This window comes from Chromobacterium haemolyticum (genome assembly GCF_002081825.1).
Classification (GTDB): domain Bacteria; phylum Pseudomonadota; class Gammaproteobacteria; order Burkholderiales; family Chromobacteriaceae; genus Chromobacterium; species Chromobacterium fluminis.
In genome coordinates this window covers 46,065-62,514 of the sequence record NZ_MUKU01000007.1, presented here as the reverse complement: position 1 = coordinate 62,514, position 16,450 = coordinate 46,065, and the positions used below count along the sequence as shown (strand labels likewise).

13 protein-coding genes are annotated in these 16,450 nt (G+C 63.8%); 3 read left to right on the top strand and 10 right to left on the bottom strand.

The window, feature by feature from the left end; translation table 11 throughout:
- Positions 1-3 precede the first annotated feature (3 nt).
- Both B0T39_RS06765 and B0T39_RS06760 read left to right on the top strand, forming a co-directional pair.
- Positions 4-360, top strand: coding sequence for a carboxymuconolactone decarboxylase family protein (locus B0T39_RS06765; protein WP_081545399.1), 357 nt, complete (start codon positions 4-6; stop codon positions 358-360).
- A gap of 92 nt (positions 361-452) precedes the next feature.
- Positions 453-1,250 carry a Cof-type HAD-IIB family hydrolase gene (locus tag B0T39_RS06760; RefSeq protein ID WP_217806203.1) on the top strand — a complete coding sequence of 266 codons (798 nt, stop codon included), beginning with the start codon at positions 453-455 and terminating at the stop codon, positions 1,248-1,250.
- A 69-nt stretch (positions 1,251-1,319) separates the two neighbouring features.
- On the opposite strand, the gene ptsG is transcribed toward B0T39_RS06760, so the two are convergent.
- The 3 genes from ptsG to B0T39_RS06745 form a co-directional block, all read right to left on the bottom strand.
- Positions 1,320-3,083, bottom strand: a complete 1,764-nt coding sequence (gene ptsG, locus B0T39_RS06755) for a PTS glucose transporter subunit IIBC (RefSeq protein WP_081545398.1) — start codon at positions 3,081-3,083, stop codon at positions 1,320-1,322.
- 86 nt (positions 3,084-3,169) lie between these two features.
- Complete coding sequence (ptsP, locus tag B0T39_RS06750; protein ID WP_081545397.1) at positions 3,170-5,689, bottom strand: phosphoenolpyruvate--protein phosphotransferase; 2,520 nt, start codon at positions 5,687-5,689, stop codon at positions 3,170-3,172.
- 469 nt (positions 5,690-6,158) lie between these two features.
- Entirely contained in the window at positions 6,159-6,545 is a 387-nt protein-coding gene (locus B0T39_RS06745; protein ID WP_019103721.1) for a DoxX family protein, read from the bottom strand.
- Between the two features lie 103 nt (positions 6,546-6,648).
- Here B0T39_RS06745 and B0T39_RS06740 point away from each other — a divergent pair, with 103 nt between their 5' ends.
- On the top strand, positions 6,649-7,533 hold the full coding sequence (locus B0T39_RS06740; RefSeq protein WP_081545396.1) for a LysR family transcriptional regulator: 885 nt from the start codon (positions 6,649-6,651) through the stop codon (positions 7,531-7,533).
- A 29-nt stretch (positions 7,534-7,562) separates the two neighbouring features.
- Here B0T39_RS06740 and B0T39_RS06735 read toward each other — a convergent pair whose 3' ends face one another.
- The 7 genes from B0T39_RS06735 to flhB all read right to left on the bottom strand — a co-directional run bounded on the left by B0T39_RS06735 (position 7,563) and on the right by flhB (position 16,344).
- Complete coding sequence (locus B0T39_RS06735) at positions 7,563-8,777, bottom strand: cytotoxic necrotizing factor Rho-activating domain-containing protein (protein WP_081545395.1); 1,215 nt, start codon at positions 8,775-8,777, stop codon at positions 7,563-7,565.
- A 377-nt stretch (positions 8,778-9,154) separates the two neighbouring features.
- On the bottom strand, positions 9,155-9,904 hold the full coding sequence (locus tag B0T39_RS06730; RefSeq protein ID WP_081545394.1) for a flagellar motor protein: 750 nt from the start codon (positions 9,902-9,904) through the stop codon (positions 9,155-9,157).
- A gap of 46 nt (positions 9,905-9,950) precedes the next feature.
- Positions 9,951-10,697: an RNA polymerase sigma factor FliA gene (locus tag B0T39_RS06725; RefSeq protein ID WP_081545393.1), complete on the bottom strand. Its 747-nt coding sequence runs from the start codon at positions 10,695-10,697 to the stop codon at positions 9,951-9,953.
- The gene (locus B0T39_RS06720; protein WP_081545392.1) at positions 10,694-11,563 is read right to left on the bottom strand and encodes a MinD/ParA family ATP-binding protein; all 870 of its coding nucleotides are present in this window, start codon (positions 11,561-11,563) and stop codon (positions 10,694-10,696) included. The genes B0T39_RS06725 and B0T39_RS06720 overlap by 4 nt, the downstream gene beginning before the upstream one ends.
- Before the next feature lie 5 nt (positions 11,564-11,568).
- Positions 11,569-13,050: a flagellar biosynthesis protein FlhF gene (gene flhF / locus B0T39_RS06715; protein WP_081545391.1), complete on the bottom strand. Its 1,482-nt coding sequence runs from the start codon at positions 13,048-13,050 to the stop codon at positions 11,569-11,571.
- A 6-nt stretch (positions 13,051-13,056) separates the two neighbouring features.
- Positions 13,057-15,138: a flagellar biosynthesis protein FlhA gene (gene flhA / locus B0T39_RS06710; RefSeq protein ID WP_081545390.1), complete on the bottom strand. Its 2,082-nt coding sequence runs from the start codon at positions 15,136-15,138 to the stop codon at positions 13,057-13,059.
- Positions 15,139-15,186: 48 nt separating this feature from the next.
- Positions 15,187-16,344 carry a flagellar biosynthesis protein FlhB gene (gene flhB, locus B0T39_RS06705; RefSeq protein WP_081545389.1) on the bottom strand — a complete coding sequence of 386 codons (1,158 nt, stop codon included), beginning with the start codon at positions 16,342-16,344 and terminating at the stop codon, positions 15,187-15,189.
- Between the last annotated feature and the right edge of the window lie 106 nt (positions 16,345-16,450).

Here is a 16,450-nt window from a genome sequence, read left to right as displayed (position 1 = left end):
GCCATGAGTTACAGCTATCCCGAATTAAGCGCGGAGCTCGGCGCGGAGTTGAGCAAGCTGCGCAAGGAAATTCCGGAAACCATGAAAGGCTTCGGCCAGATGAGCCGCGCCGCTCACGCGGACGGTGCTCTGTCGAACAAGACCAAGGAGCTGATCGCGCTGGCCATAGGCATCGCCAACCGTTGTCAGGGCTGCCTGGCTTTCCACGCCAAGGCGCTGGTGGAACTGGGTTGCAGCCGCGCCGAATTCATGGAGATGCTGCAGGTGGCCGTCTATATGGGCGGCGGCCCGTCCTTGATGACGGCGGCGGAGGCGTTGCAGGCCTATGAGCAGTTTGGCGGCGAGGCCGCGCCCAACTGATACCAGTTCGGAGCAGAAAGCGTCCGCTCGCATTGATGGGCAGCATCGCCGGGCGGGCGTATAATGTGCGCTTCTGTTGTCGCGGGAGTTTGATGGTGTATCACTTCATCGCATCCGATCTGGATGGCACCTTGCTGGACCCCAATCACGCGGTGGACGACTTCACCGCCAGCACCTTGCAAGTTTTGCAGGCGCGAGGCGTGCGATTCGCCATCGCCACCGGCCGCCATTATCTGGACGTGCAGGGCATTCGTCAGGCGCTGGGCATCCGCGCCCACCTGATTACTTCCAACGGCGCGCGGGTGCATGATCCCGACGACAAGCTGGTGCATCGCCAGGATATCGATCCCGCCTTGGTACGCAGGCTGGCGCAAGCGGAATTCGCCGCCGGCACCGTGCTGAACTTCTATCTGGACGACGCTTGGCTGATCGATCAGCCTTGCCAGTATCTGCTCAACTTCCACGCCGATTCCGGCTTGCGTTATCAACTGGCCGATCTGGCCGGACACAGCGGCGCGGGCGTCGGCAAAGTGCTCTACATCGGAGAGCACGCGCATTTGCTGGAGGTGGAGCGCAAGCTGCACCAGGCCTTTGGCGACGAGCTGTATATTACTTTCTCGGCCGACGACTGCCTGGAAGTGATGGCGCCCGGCGTATCCAAAGGCCACGCGCTGGAGCTGGTGCTGGCGGATTTGGGCCTGGACAAGGCGCATTGCCTGGCTTTCGGCGACGGCCAGAACGATATCGAACTGCTGCGCACCGCCGGCCATCCGCGAATGATGGGCAATGCCCAGGCTCGTCTGGCAGAGCAACTGCCGGATGTGCCGCGCATAGGCAGCAACCGCGAGGCCGGCGTGGCGCGTCATCTGCGCGACTTGTTCGCTTTGTAGTCGGGAGCGGAGTTCCAATAAAAAACGCCAGCGCAAGCGCTGGCGTTTTGCATGTCGGAGAGGACTCGTTCAGTCTTGCAGCGCTTGCGCCAGGCCGGCGGCCCGGTCGCCGACGATCAAATGCCAGACGCCGGGGGCGACTTCCAGCATCGCCGCCACGCCGGCCGCGCGGGCGGCGTCTTGATTGAACTGAGACCCCTGTTTCAGCTCCACGCGCAAACGGGTATGGGCGATGGCTTCCACCTTGGCCAGGTTGGCCGCGCCGCCCAGCGCCTGGCGTAGCGCCGCGGCTTGGTTTTGATCCGCGGCGGGCGTCGGCGTTGCGGCATGAGCCACTGGAGCCGGCGCCTTGGCGGGAGCGTCGAGTTCGGCGTCCGCGCCGGCGCCGCGCAGATAGATTTCCATATCGGTTTTCAGGTTTTCCGACCGAGGGCCGAAGATGGCCTGGATGCCGTTGCCCACCACCACCACGCCGGACGCGCCCATGCTCTTGAGCTTGGCCTGATTCACCTTGGCCGGCTCGCGCACCGCGATGCGCAGCCGGGTGATGCAGGCGTCCAGGCTGCTGATGTTGGAACGGCCGCCAAAGGCCAGTACCAGTTCGCGCGCGCGCGCGTCTTCGCTCAGCTCCACGCCGGCTTCGGCGCTCTCATCCTCGCGGCCCGGGGTTTTCAGGTTGAACTTGGCGATGACGAAGCGGAACACGCTGTAGTAGATGACGGCGTAGATCGGGCCGAGGATGAACACGTACCAGGCGTGTTTGGCCTTGTCGCCGATCAGGTTGAACATCAGGAAGTCGATGCCGCCCTGGGAGAAGGTGAAACCCATGTGCATGTCCAGGGTGTTGGCGATGAATTGCGCCGACGCCGCCAGGCAAGCGTGGAGGAAATACAGCACCGGCGCCACGAACAGGAAGGAGAATTCGATGGGTTCGGTGATGCCGGTCAAAAAGGACGTCAGCGCGGCGGAAATCATGATGCCGCCCACCTTGACGCGGTTCTCCGGCTTGGCCGAATGCCAGATGGCGATGGCCGCCGCCGGCAGACCGAACATCTTGAACAGGAAGGCCCCGGACAGGATGCCCGCGGTGGGATCGCCGGCGAAGAAGCGGTTGATGTCGCCGTGTATCATCTTGCCGCTCACCGCGTCGGGGAAGGCGCCGATTTCAAAGAAGAAGGGCACGTTCCAGATATGGTGCAGGCCGAAGGGCAGCAGCAGGCGCTCGACAAAGCCGTAGACGGTGGCGGCGGTGCGCGGATCGCTGACCGCGGCCCACTGCGAGAAGCTCTTGATGGCGTTGCCTATCGGCGGCCAGATGAAGGACAGGGCCACGCCCAGCGCGATGGCGCTGATGGCGGTGATGATGGGCACAAAGCGCTTGCCGGCGAAGAAGCCCAGATATTCGGGCAGCTTGATCCGGTAATAGCGGTTGAACATATACGCCGCCAGGCCGCCGGCGAGAATGCCGCCGAACACCCCGGTCTGTATCGACGGCAGACCCATGATGGTGTCGGGTTTGACGCCCATCAGGCCGGCCATCACCCCTAGAGTGACGGTGGTGACCAGATGGCCGATCACCGCGGCGATCGCGGCCACGCCGTCGTTCTCGGTAAAGCCCAGCGCCACGCCGACGGCGAAGATCAGCGGCAGATTGCCGAAGATCACGTCGCCGGCGTTTTTCATCAGCGACAGGATGGCCAGCGCCACAGTGCTCTGGGTGTGGAAATCGGTGGCGCCTATGCCCAGCAGCAGGCCGGCCACCGGCAGCACGGCCACCGGCAGCATCAGCGCTTTGCCGATCTTTTGCAGAAATGCGAATGATTGACTAAACATGGTGGTTCATTCCTTGCTCAACAGCGTAGGAAATAGCGGGCGGCGTTCGCCGCCCCACATCGCTCCGGATGGCCGGAGCGCTTTGTTTATCGGGCTTGCGAGTTCAGATGCTCGCGGACTTCGCTCGCCGTGGACAGGGCCAGCGCCTGCTGCGCCAGGGTCAGGCACTCCGCCGCGCTCCAGCGCGACAGCGTGGCTTTGACCGCGGCCAGCGCCGGGGTGCTGACCGACAGCTCGGTGACGCCCATGCCCACCAGCAGCGGCGCGGCGCGTTCGTCGGAGGCCAGGCCGCCGCAGATACCCACCCATTTGCCGTGGGCGCGGGCGCCGTCGCAAGTCATCGCTATCATCGCCAGCACCGCCGGGTGCAGCGCGTCGGCTTGCTTGGCCAGCTGCGGGTGGCCGCGGTCCATCGCCAGCACGTACTGAGTCAGGTCGTTGGTGCCTATGGAGAAGAAGTCCACTTCCGGCGCAAAGCGCGCGGCCATGACGGCGGCGGACGGCACTTCCACCATGATGCCCACCTTGACGTCTTGCCTGCCGCTGGCGGCCTGCTCTTCGGCCAGGATGGCCTTGGCGGCGCGCAACTCGTCCAGCGAGGCCACCATGGGGAACATGATGTGCAAGCGGGTCAGCGGCGCGGCCTGCAAGATGGCGCGCAACTGGGTGCGCAACAGGTCCGGGCGTTCCAGGCTGACGCGGATGCCGCGCAGGCCAAGGAAGGGGTTGTCCTCCTTGGGCAGGGGCAGGTAAGACAAGGGCTTGTCGCCGCCCACGTCCAGCGTGCGCACCACCAACGGGCGTTCCGTGCCCAGCGCGCGGGCCACCGCGCAGTATTCATCCGCCTGTTCCTGCTCGCTGGGCGGGGTGTCGCGGTTGTCGAACAGGAACTCCGAACGCAGCAGACCCACGCCCTCGGCGCCCTTGGCCACCGCTTCGCGCGCGTCGGCGGCGTTGCGGATATTGGCCACCACTTCGATGCGGACGCTGTCGCTGGTGCGGGCCTCCCGCTGCGACATCGCCGCCTCGGCCGCGCGGCGTTCCGCGATCTGCGCGATCTCCGCCTCGGCAGTGGCCAACTGCTCGGCGTTCGGCGCGATGCGCAGCGTGCCGCGGCCGCCGTCGATGATGACCTGTTCGCTGTCGGGCAGGGCCAGCGCGGCTTGGGAGATGCCGCAGATCGCCGGTATGCCCAGCGAACGCGCCAGGATGGCCACGTGGCTGGTGGCGCCGCCGGTGCGGGTACAGAAGCCCAGCACCTTGTTGGGGTCCAGCGCGGCGGTGTCGGACGGAGTCAGGTCTTCCGCGATCAGAATGGAGCCGGCAGGCACATCCAGGCTGGCCTGTTTGACGCCGGCCAGCAGCGCCAGCACGCGGCGGCCCACGTCGCGGATGTCGTTGGCGCGTTCGCGCAGCAGCGCGTTGTCTTGCGCTTCCAGGCGCGCGGAGTAGGAGCTGAAGGCGGCGCGCCAGGACCAGGCGGCGGACTTGCCGTCCGCCAGGCCGGCGTAGGTTTGCGCCAGCAGGTCCGGGTCTTGCAGCAGTTCCTGGTGCATGGACAGGATGGCCTGTTTGGCTTTGTCGGTCAGCTGACTCTTGACCGCGTCTATCTGCTGGGCGGCTTCTTCAGTGGCGCGAGCGAAGTGTTGCTGCTCCAGGCTGGCGCCCTGGCCGAATTCCGGCACGTCGAATTCCTGCAGCCGGTGATGGTAGACGCGGCCGATGGCCAGGCCGGGCGAGGCGCCGACGCCGACCAGCAGCTCGGCGCTTTCCTGTTGTTGGGCTACGGCGGCGATGGGCGCGGGCGCTGCCGGCGCTTCGTCTTCGGCCTCGCCGCAGCGGTCCAGCAGTAGTTGGGTCAGTTCGGCCAGCGCCTGTTCAGCGTCCGCGCCGGCCGCTTCGATGCGTACCTTGTCGCCGTTGCGGGTGGACAGGCCCATTACGCCGACCACGGACTTGGCGTTGGCGGACTGCTCGTCCAACAGCAAGTGAATGTCGGACTGGAAGCTTTTCGCCTTGCTGGCGAACACGGCGGCCGGGCGAGCGTGCAGGCCGGCGGGATTGGTGATTTCGATTTCCGGCGACAGCAGTTTGGCGCCGCCGACCGCCGGCGCCGCGGCAGCGGCCGCGCCGGCCAGTTCAAGCTCCAGTACCGCGGTCTTGCCGGCCTCGACCAAGCCGCTGGCGCGGTGCATGGCGCTGACGGTTTCGTCCCCGTTGGTAATGATGATCTGGGTCAGCAGGCTTTGCGCGTTGCGCGCCACCAAATCCAGATTGAAGTCGATCAGCGCCTGACCGGCGCTGACGCGCTGCCCTTGCTCCACCAGCGGCTGGAAGCCCTGGCCTTTGAGCATGACGGTGTCGATGCCGATGTGCACCATGACTTCGACGCCTTCGGGCGAAGTGATGGTGAGCGCGTGGTGCGCGGAATGGAGGTTGCTGACGACGCCGGAGACCGGCGCGAGCAGACTGCAGGAGGTGGGGTCCAGCGAGATGCCGTCTCCCACCATCTTGCCGGCGAACACCGGATCCGGGACGGTGTCCAGGGCGACCAGCCACCCGGAGAGGGGGGCGAGGATCTTCAGTCTTGGCAAGGGTGTGCTCATATGTAACTCCTCAGATCGGGAATTTATCAGTTGTTTTATTACGAGCGTCGGCCTGCTTCTTCATGAGCGGTTCCGCATTGGCGTGCCGGATAGGGTACACCGTAGGGAAAGGCCTGTCTTGATTCGATGGAGCTGTGACATTCATGGCGCAGCAACAGTACAGACGCTTACTGTCCAACTGGCGATATGATGCCAATATTGTAGTTTAACTACATCGAAATAACGGTGCAGCTTGATGGCAATCAAGAAATTGCGCAAGTAGGAATTCACGTATTTGCACTAGTTCGCGCGGAGACGATGGCGGAGAGACGAGGCTGGCTGCGACGGGGATTGGTTTTGCGTGGAAATGCGAGTGTCTTGGCGGCGGGGCCCGAGGTCGGACGGCTGTTGCATTTTTGTTATGCGCGAAATGAAAAACGGCGGCCTTTTGGAGGGCCGCCGTCTTGGACACGCGTCAGGCGCCGTCGTTTCAGGCCTGGCGCTTGTTGTCGCCTAGAAAGAACAGGGCCAGCGAGCCGGCGATCAGGAAAGCCGGGTATTCCCAGCCGCCGCCTTCGTTGGCGAACATCCAGCCGTGGGCGCCGTGCACCAGCACGATGGTGCCGAGTAACAGCGGGGTCAGCGCCAGGGCCACCCAGCGGGCGAAGAAGCCGGACAGCAGCAGCAGGCCGCCGCCGACCTCGGCCAGGATGGCCAGGTAGCCGACGAAGCCGGGCAGGCCCAGGCTGGCGAAGTAACCGGCGGTGCCGGCCGGGGTGAACACCAACAGTTTGAGCAGGCCGTGGGACAGATACATCAGACCCAGCGACAGGCGCAGGATCAGGGTGCCGAGGGCGGGGTTTTGGAAGCGGTTCATGGTGGGTTCCAATCAAGTTTGCGATGGAGTGCATTTGACCATGTAGAGAAAACTCAATAAATCCGCTATTAATAAAAATATTGTTTACCAATAGGAAATGATCATGGACCGCTTTTCGGAAATCCGCGCCTTCGTTTGCGTGGCGGAGTTGGGCAGTTTCGTCGCCGCCGCCGAGCGGCTGGAGCTGTCGCGGGCGATGGTGACCAAGCTGGTGTCCAGTCTGGAAGGGCGTTTGGGCGTGCGGCTGATGCATCGCACCACGCGACGTTTGTCGCTGACCGAGGCGGGCGAGACCTATCTGGGGCAAGCCGGCGGCCTGTTGGCTGAGCTTGACGATCTGGACGCCCGTTTATCGCAGGGCGCCAGTAGTCCGGTGGGGCGCTTGCGGGTGTCGGCGCCGGTTTCCTTCGGCATGCGTTACCTGGGACGCGCGGTGGCCGGTTTTCACCAGCAGTATCCACAGATCGAAGTGGAGCTCAACTTGAACGACAGGCGGGTGGACTTGGTGGAAGAAGGCTTCGACCTGGGGTTGAGGGTGTCGAATCTGTCGGACTCCTCCTTGGTGGCGCGCCGGCTGGCGCGGATAAAAGATCTGGTCGTCGCCGCGCCCAGCTATCTGCAACGCTGCGGCACGCCGGCTACGCCAGCGGATCTGGCCGGGCATCAGTGTCTGTTGTACGCGCTGACCGCGCAGCCCAACCTATGGGACTTCACCGCGCCGGACGGCAGCAGCGGCCGGGTCAAGGTCAAGGGCATGCTGCGAGCCAACAACGGCGACATCCTGACGGACGCCGCCGTCCACGGCATGGGGGTGATCCTGCAGCCGCGCTTTCTGGTGGAGCAGGGCCTGTCGGACGGCACGCTGGTCCCGTTGCTCAGCGATTACGACTGGCATTGCCTGGACTTGTCGGCGGTGTACCCGGCGCGGCGGCACGTGCCGGGCAAGGTCCGGGCTTTCGTCGATTACTTACAGCAGTTTTTCCAGTAGCGGCGGCTTGTCGCTGATTGGGCGTGGGCTCAAAGCTGACTCATGTCGACCGCGTAAATTTCGGCGTCCTGTGAATGAACGCCGCAGTTGTGATTGATCTGCATGCTGTCGCCCAGAAACTCGATGCTCAGACGGTCTCCCGTTTTCTTGAGCAGCGCCAGCGCGTTGCCGACGCTGGCCAGCTCCTGCGGCGAGGTTTTGCTGTAGTCAAAATGGCCAAGGCGGCTATGTTCGCCTAGGTCCAGGTTTTCGCCTTTGCCGCTGTACACCATCATCGCGTGCTCGAAATGCTCGTGAAGAAAGGCGGCCAGTTCGCGGTTATTGCCGACCGGATGGTCTGGCGGAGCTTGGTCGCCGCAGAGCCGTCTATGGGCGTCGACAATGGAGCGTGCTCCATCGCTTGCCGTCTCCCATTGATCGTCGCCGTTTTTCACGGTTCCGGCGTGGTAGGCGTAGAGCATTCCCTCCTTCAGCGCGTAGACCATGGTGCAGCCGGAGAGCGCGCCGGCGCTGAACAAGCAGCAATCGCCGTCCTGCATCTTGCCGGTGTCGAACTTCATGCCCACCGTGCCCTGTAGGCCGTTGCCGATTTCAATCAGCCGCAGCGCGTCGCCAAACTGGAATTTATTGTAATGGTTGCCGATCGGGGTGCCGGGGATCAGTTCCTCCGCCTTGGTCTGGCCGCCGTGGTAGAACTTGATGAAGTCGGCGGAGATGGCGTCCTTGCCTTTTTGCTCTCCATCGCTGTCGTAGCGGATGCAGTCGACGACGCCGGCTGGGGCGGCTGTCTGGGAGCCTCCTTCGACGGAAAGCACTCCCTTGCCGATCAGTGGAGCCACGCTGCCGGACAGCACTTGCGATTTATCCCGCTCGAACAAGAGCTTTTCTTGCGGCGAGGAGGTGGTGACGATTTTGTTCTGCCTGGCGTCCTGCCTGAAGTTCGCCGTGGGATCGCCGTATTTGGCGTGGTCGTGCACCACGCGGCTTTGGCTGATCAAGGCCTTTTTGGCGTGGTAAAGATTGGCTTGCGCGTTTGGGTCCTGGCAGAGCTGCCGGACGAAGGCCTTGGCGCGTTTGGTCTGATCCGGGTGCAGCAGGCTGTGCAGCCGGCTGTTGTACACCACCAGGGCGCCGCTTTTGCTCAGGCCGAATCTCAGGTCCTGGGCTTTGCCCTGCTTGGCCGCCGGTTGTTGAAGCAATTGTTCGTAGATTGTTTTGATGGATATCGGGCTCGATATTTTCATCTGCTGTTCCAGGCGGAATAGGGGATGGAGAGGGGCTTTCCCTCGCTGTGGCGCTGGGCCGGCGCGCGGGCGCTACTTTGGTTTCGGGCCAGGGGTCTGGCCGCGCCGACCATTGCAGCGAAAAAGGCGGGGCCTGTCTTTCAAAAAACGACGATGGGGGAGGGGGTGAGCGGAGAGGAGGAAGGCGGCCGCTTAGAACCTGTTTACGATCCGCTACGCGTCGGCGATACGGCGTTGAAAGCGGCATTCAAAATGCTCATGTACCGTGTGTACACTCCGCTTTTTCAGCCGTTTTTGCCTTGTCTCGCTCTTGCTCGCGAGATCGTAAACAGGTTCTTAGGCCGCCGGCGGGAAAGCGCGCGCCGGGCGCGCGCTTTTTACTCGTGCATCGCCAGGAAGCCCTTGAGACGGCTTTCGATGATGCGCGGGTTTTCGCCGTTGGCGATGGAGACCAGGCCTTCCACCACCAGCTCTTTCAAGGCGACTTCCGAGGCGATCAGGTGCTTGAGCTTGTTGGCGATGGGCAGGAACAGCAAGTTGGCGGAGCCGACACCGTAGACGGTGGCAACGAAGGCAACGGCGATGCCTGCGCCCAGCTTGGACGGGTCGGACAGGTTTTCCATCACGTGGATCAGGCCCAGCACCGCGCCCAGAATGCCCATGGTCGGCGCGTAGCCGCCGGCGGATTCCCAGATCCGCGCCGCTTGTTTGCGCGCGTGTTCGAACATGGAGATCTCCACGTCCATCACCGAGCGCAAGGTGTCAGGCTCCGCGCCGTCCACCAGCATTTGCAGCGCTTTCTTGATGAAGGGGTCTTTTTGCAGATTGATGTAGCCTTCCAGCGCCAGCAGGCCGCCCTTGCGCGCGGTCTGGCTCCAGTTAATGACTTCGCGGATCATCTTGTCGTGATCCAGCACCGGCGGCTGGAAAATCCATTTGAGCATGCGCACGCCGGCGGCGAATTGCTTGGGCGTGCTTTGTAGCATCACCGCGCTGACGGTGCCGCCGATGACGATCATGAAGGCGGTCAGCTGCATCAGGGAGCCGATGTTGCCGCCCTCCAGCGCCTGCCCCGCGATAATGGCGGTCAGGCCCATCAGAATGGCTACAATGCTTATCTTATCCACGCGAAGTTCCGGTTTTTAATGTTATGCCGCGTCAGGGCGCGGAGGGTCAGAGCCAGTCCTTGATGCGCGCGCGCAGCCGGGCGATGGCCTGGCTGTGCAGTTGGCTGACTCGCGATTCGGAGACGCCGAGCACCGCGCCGATTTCCTTCAAGTTCAATTCCTGCTCGTAATACAGGGACATCACCAACTGGTCGCGCTCCGGCAGCAGCTTGATGCCGTCTATCAGCGCCTGGCGGAAGCCGCCGTCGGCCAGCGCGGCGAACGGGTCCGGCGAGTCGTCGTCGGCGACATTGGCCACCGCGTCGGGCAGCGCGTCGCCGTCGTCGTTGGAAAAGTCTTCGAAATGCAGCAAGGTCATGCCGCGGCAATCGCCCAGCATGTCCTGGTATTGTTCCAGCTCCAGCCCCATTTGCGCGGCGATTTCCGATTCCAGCGGCGAGCGGCCCAGTTGGTGTTCCAGCTGGCGGACAGCGTCCTCGATCTGGCGCGAGTGGCGGCGCGCCTGGCGCGGCATCCAGTCTTCGCGGCGCAATTCGTCCAGCATGGCGCCGCGCACTCGTTGGCTGGCGAAGGTTTCGAACATCACGCCCTGGGCCGGATCGAACTGGCGCGCGGCCTCGATCAGGCCGATGACGCCGACCTGGATCAAGTCGTCGATGTCGACCGAGGCCGGCAGCCGGGCGATCATCATGCCGGCCAGCTTCTTGACCAGCGGCGCGTAGGCCTCCACGTCGATCTCGGCGGGAGGCGAGGCGGCGGCGTAGCCGGTTCGGCGTAAGGACGGCAAGCTCATAGCGGTTTGACTCCATCCGCCTCGGCCCAGTCGCGCGAGGCGGCAATCAACAAATCCATGAATCCGGTGCCGCTGCGCGGCGTTTCCTGGGTGTCCCACTGCGGCAGCACCGCGGCCAGCTGAGAGAAGGCCATCGCGGCCTCGCTGTCCGGAAACGCCTCCATCAGCGGCCGGCGCAGCGTCTGGCTGCGGCGCACCGCGTTGTCCATCGGCACGAAGCCCACCCAGCGCAGCGACACCGACAAGAATTCGCCGGTGGCGGCGGACAGCCGGGTGAATAGTTCGCGTGCTTCCTCCAGATGGCGCGCGCGGTTGATCAGCACATTGAAGCGCTGGCGGCCGTAGCTGCCGGACAACCTCTTGATATTAGCGTAGGCCGTTGTCAGCGACTCCGCCGCCGGCGTGAGCACTAATACCAAATTGTCGGCTACGCTGGCCGGCACAGGATCGTGAGCGGGGCTGGGGGCGTCAACCAATAACACCGAGGCGTCGCGCTCCAGCGCGGCGAACTCGCTGCCCAAGCGCAGCCACAATTGGGCGGAGAACAGCGCGCGCTCTTCCGGGCGGGCGTAGAGATTGATCAACTGAATGCCTTGGCGCGAGCCCACCATCATCTCATCCAGCCCGCCCAGGGTCAGCACCTGGCTTTCCAGGGTGGCGGTGGTGGGCACGCCGAGCCGGCGCGCCTGCACCTGACCCAGCGTACAGTCCACCAGCAGCGGCCGCTGGCCGGCGTAGGCCAGACCCAGCGCCAGTTCGGTGGCCACAGTGCTGGCGCCGGCGCTGGCGGAACCGATGAAGGCGAAGCTGGGGGCGCGCGCGGATCGGGCGCTGAGCAGGCGGAGGCTGGCGGCTTGATCCTGCATCGCGCTTACAGCCATCCGGCTTGGGCCGCGTTCATGATGGGCAGTTCGTCGGCCTGAAGGGTGAAGGGGGAGTGCTGCTGCAGCGAGCGCATCGCGCGGTCCACCAAGAAGCCGGCGTGGGCGGCGTGGAGGTCTTCCGGCACGCGCTGTCCGTTGGTGATGTAGAACAGACGCAGCCGGTTGCGGATGATCACGTCCAGGCTGGGGCCCATCGCCACGGATTCGTCTATTTTGGACAAGACGCAGCCGGTGAGGCCGTCGCCGCGATAGCGGCGCACCACGTCTTCCAGCGTCTGGCCGTCTGCGTTGGAGGCCAGCAGCAGCAGCCGTTCTATCGGCCGGCCGGCGGTGCGGAACATTTCAATCTGCGCCAGCACGCGGGCGTCACGCTGGCCCATGCCCACAGTGTCGATGAAGACGATGTGGCGGTTGGAAAGATCGGCCAAGGTCAGTTGCAGATCGCCTTCGTTCTGGATGGAAAACACCGGGATGCCGAGAATCTTGCCGTAGATGCGCAATTGATCCTGAGCGCCGATCCGGTAGCTGTCGGTGGTGATCAAGGCCACATGCTGGGCGCCGAAGCGCATGGTGGCGCGGGCCGCCAGCTTGGCCACGGTGGTGGTCTTGCCGACGCCGGTGGGGCCGACCAGCGCGAAGATGCCGCCGCGGTCCATGATTTCCTTGTCGGAGTCGGCGCACTTCAGGTTGTGCATCAGCGCCGAGCGCGCCCACTTGACCGCGACCTCGGCCTCGTACTGAGCCGGCATCTTTTCGATCAGCTGGCGGATCAGGTGGGCGGAAAAACCCATGGCCAGCAGGTGTTTGAACAACTCGAGGCGATTGGGCGCTTTGCCTTCCATATCGGACCAGGCGAAGCTGGCCAGCTGGCTTTGCAGCAGGCTGCGCAGCAGCTTGATCTCGTCGCCGATCTGCTTGAGTTCCTGAGCCATCACCTCTGGCTCCTCGCCGTTGTTCGCGACGGGAGGCGCGGCGGGGCGCGGCGGCGGGGCGCTTGGAGCCGGCGCTTGCACGCGCGGCGCGGCGGCGGCTTGCGGCGAGGCTTGCGCGTACTGCGGCGGCGGATAGGATGGCCGGGGCGCGGCCTGGGGTTCCGGCGCGAAGGCCGGTTCGATGCGTTGGCGCGGTTGCTGCGCCTCGATGCGCGGCGGCGGCGGGCTGTCCAGCGGCTCCACCGGCATCGCGTAAGTGCGGGCGATGGCGCGGTTGACCGCCGCTCCTGCCGGGGTGGGCAGCGGCGAGGGCGCGCGGTTGACCACCGGCGGCGCGTTGCGCGGCGGGTGCTTGCTGGAGGAGGTGGCCAGGTTGGTGGCGAGGTTGGCGACGTCGGCGTCAGCCACCGCCATGATTTCCACCCCTCCGCCCATGGTGGGGCGGTTGGACAAAATCAGGGCGTCCGCGCCCAGTTCTTCTCGAACTTGTCTGAGCGCGTCACGCGTGGTTTTGCCGAAAAACTTTTTCACCACCATGTTCGATTAGCCCTTGCTTCCCCCAATTACAGCAATTATACGAATTGATTTATTGTCCGGTATCTCATTATGAGAAATAACACGCAGCTGCGGCAGCGCGCGGCGCAGGAAGCGCGCCAGCAAGGGCCGCAGCCCCGGCGCGGTCAAGAGTACCGGATTGTACCCTTGAATTTCCACTTGTTCGGTTTCCTGGGCGGCGCTGGCCAGCAGATTTTCCGCCAGGCCGGGTTCCAGGCCTCCTCCGGTCTTGGATTGCACCGCCTGCATCAGCACATTTTCCAATGTCGGCTCCAGGGTCATCAAGGGTAATTCTTGCTCGCCGGGGAATAATTGCTGAACGATGACGCGGGACAAGGCGGTGCGAACGATATTGGTCAGCTCGTCGATGTCCTGAGTGGTGGCCACGTGATCGGCCAGTGTTTCCAGTATGGTGCGGAAATCGCGGATATGGATGCCTTCGGTCAGCAGCTGTTGCAGCACTTTCTGCAGCGTGCCTACCGGCACCACCTTGGGCACCAAGTCTTCGATCAGCTTGGGCGACTCCTTGGCCTGGTGATCGATCAAGGCCTGCACTTCCTCGCGCCCCAGCAATTCCGCCGCGTGGGTCTGCAGCAAGTTGGAGATGTGGGTGGCCACCACGGTGCTGGCGTCCACCACGGTGTAGCCCAAGCTCTGCGCCTCTTCGCGCTTGCCGGCGTCTATCCAGATCGCGGGCAGGCCGAAGGCCGGATCGGTGGTGGGGGTGCCGGCCAGTTCGCCGTTGACCCGGCCCGGATTGATGGCCAGATATTGGCCGATGAAGGCTTCGCCTATGCCCAGTTCCACGCCCTTGAGCAGGATGCGGTAGGCGTTGGGCTTGATTTCCAGGTTGTCGCGGATATGGACGGGCGGCACCAGGAAGCCCAGCTCCTGAGCGATCTTCTTGCGGATGCCGCGGATGCGGCGCAGCAGTTCCCCGTCTTGGCTGCGGTCCACCAGCGGAATCAGTCGATAGCCCACTTCCATGCCCAGTTGGTCCACATGCTGCACATCGTTCCAGCTGACTTCCGTCGTGGTGTGCTCCGGCGGCGGCGCGGCCTGTTGTTGCTGCTCGGCCTGCAGCGCCTCGGCTTTCTGGCGCTTCTCCATCACTCGGCCCAGCAGGCCCAGGCTGCCGGCGATCAGCAGGAAGGAGAAGTGCGGCATATTGGGAATCAGGCCGACCATGCCTATCACCGCGGCGGTGATGTACAGCACTTGCGGCTTGGTGAACATCTGGCCGAGGAATTGCTCGGACATGTCCTTGTCGGTGCCCACGCGAGACACCACGATGCCGGCGGCGGTGGAGATGATCAGAGCGGGGATTTGCGCCACCAGACCGTCGCCGATGGTCAGCAGAGTGTAGGTCTTGGCGGCGACGCCGGCGTCCAGATCATGCTGGACCATGCCGACGATCAGGCCGCCTACGATATTGATGACGATGATCAGGATGCCGGCCATGGCGTCGCCGCGCACGAATTTGGAGGCACCGTCCATCGCGCCGAAGAAGTTGGCTTCCTCCGCGATGGTGGAGCGACGCGTGCGCGCCTCGTCCTCGCCGATCAAGCCGGCGTTGAGGTCGGCGTCGATGGCCATCTGTTTGCCGGGCATCGCGTCCAGCGTGAAGCGGGCGCTCACTTCGGCGATGCGACCGGCGCCCTTGGTGATCACCACGAAGTTGATGATGGTGATGATGACGAACACCACGATGCCGATGGCGACGTTGTCGCCGATCAGGAAGTGGGCGAAGGATTCGATCACCTTGCCGGCGGCGTCCGGCCCGGAGTGCCCCTCTAGCAGGATCACCCGGCTGGAGGCTACGTTCAGCGACAGCCTCAGCAGGGTGGTGACCAACAGCACGGTGGGGAAGGCGGAAAAGTCCAGCGGTTTGCGCACGTTGATCCCCACCAACAACACGATCACCGAGACGGCGATGTTGAAAGTGAAGAAAATGTCCAGCAGCACCGGCGGCAGCGGCAGCACCATCATCGCCAGAATCAGGATGATGAGTACGGGGCCGGCCAACTGGGTGACTTTGAAGCGCTTCAGTATGTCTAGTATGGAGTCCATGCTGGATTTATGGCTCAAGCCGGTCGAATCGGTTCGTCGACCTTATCATTATGGTGGCGTCGCATCTTGCTGGCGTTTGCTTTGCGGGTCAAGTTCGGCGGGCACGTCCAACTGGTCCGGGAACACCGGGGCCAGGCCGCCGTTGTCCTGGTAGCTCTTGAGCTGGAACACATAGGCTAGCACTTGGGCGGCGGCGGCGTAGAGCTTGGCGGGGATGTCGTCGCCCAGCTCTGCGTGGAAGTACAGCGCGCGGGCGAAGCTGGGTGAGCGCATGACAATGACGTGGTGCTCTTTGCCGGTGTCTATGATTTTTTCCGCTAGCTTGAGCGAGCCCTTGGCCACCACTTGCGGCGCGCGCATTCCGTCGTCGTACTTGATCGCCACCGCGTAGTGGGTAGGGTTGGTGACGATGACGTTGGCGCTGGGGATCTCCTGCATCATGCGTTTGCGGGCGGCTTCGCGCTGCATCTGGCGGATGCGGCCTTTGACCTCGGGCGAGCCTTCGGCTTCCTTGTATTCCTGCTTGATCTCTTCCTTGGTCATGCGCAGTTTCTTGTGATAGCTCCACAGCTGAAACGGCACGTCGATGGCCACCAGCAGAATCATCGCCGAAGTCACCACGAAGAAGGTGGTGATGATCATATCGGTCATCTTGGCGATGCCGGTGGGCAGGGGCATGGAAATCAGGCCGATGATCTCGGCGCGCTCGCGCCAGATGAACCAGGTGGCGATGCCGCCGATCAGCACGCTCTTGAGAATGGCCTTGAGCGCCTCGGTGGCGGCGTTGACGGAGAACATGCGCTTGATGCCGGGCAGCGGGTTGAGTTTGCTGAATTTGGGTTCGATCGCTTTGAAGGTGAGATTCCAGCCGCCTACCAGCATGGGCACGAACAGCGCCACCAGCGCCAGGCCGGTCAGCAACGGAGCCAGGCTCCACAGCGCGCTGAAAATGGTTTCCTTGAAGCGAGTCAGCGCCGGCTCCACATTGTGCACCGTGGTCTGGTCGAAGGTGAGCAGGGCGCGCATGGTCTGCGCCAGATTGGCGGCGATATGGCCGCCCTGAGCCATCAGCAGCGCCACGCCGGCCATGGTGATGGCGAAGGTGGTCAGTTCGCGGGAGCGGGGGATATTGCCGTCTTCGCGGGCGAGGCCCAGCCGTTTCGCGGTGGCGGGTTCGGTGCGTTCGAGGTCGGAATCTTCAGCCATGTCCGGTGTTTCATGCTTCTGTCTTGATTTTAAAGAGAATGGTAGCCGAAGCGGCGAGGCCGGGCCAGCTTTTCCGAGGCGGCTTCAAGTCGGGTACAATGGCCGG

Bases quoted from the DNA above. Each gene is read 5' to 3' on its own strand.
- B0T39_RS06765 (WP_081545399.1), top strand. From the start codon at position 4: ATGAGTTACAGCTATCCCGAATTAAGCGCGGAGCTCGGCGCGGAGTTG.
- B0T39_RS06760 (WP_217806203.1), top strand. From the start codon at position 453: ATGGTGTATCACTTCATCGCATCCGATCTGGATGGCACCTTGCTGGAC.
- ptsG (WP_081545398.1), bottom strand. From the start codon at position 3,083: ATGTTTAGTCAATCATTCGCATTTCTGCAAAAGATCGGCAAAGCGCTG.
- ptsP (WP_081545397.1), bottom strand. From the start codon at position 5,689: ATGAGCACACCCTTGCCAAGACTGAAGATCCTCGCCCCCCTCTCCGGG.
- B0T39_RS06745 (WP_019103721.1), bottom strand. From the start codon at position 6,545: ATGAACCGCTTCCAAAACCCCGCCCTCGGCACCCTGATCCTGCGCCTG.
- B0T39_RS06740 (WP_081545396.1), top strand. From the start codon at position 6,649: ATGGACCGCTTTTCGGAAATCCGCGCCTTCGTTTGCGTGGCGGAGTTG.
- B0T39_RS06735 (WP_081545395.1), bottom strand. From the start codon at position 8,777: ATGAAAATATCGAGCCCGATATCCATCAAAACAATCTACGAACAATTG.
- B0T39_RS06725 (WP_081545393.1), bottom strand. From the start codon at position 10,697: ATGAGCTTGCCGTCCTTACGCCGAACCGGCTACGCCGCCGCCTCGCCT.
- B0T39_RS06720 (WP_081545392.1), bottom strand. From the start codon at position 11,563: ATGCAGGATCAAGCCGCCAGCCTCCGCCTGCTCAGCGCCCGATCCGCG.
- flhF (WP_081545391.1), bottom strand. From the start codon at position 13,050: ATGGTGGTGAAAAAGTTTTTCGGCAAAACCACGCGTGACGCGCTCAGA.
- flhA (WP_081545390.1), bottom strand. From the start codon at position 15,138: ATGGACTCCATACTAGACATACTGAAGCGCTTCAAAGTCACCCAGTTG.
- flhB (WP_081545389.1), bottom strand. From the start codon at position 16,344: ATGGCTGAAGATTCCGACCTCGAACGCACCGAACCCGCCACCGCGAAA.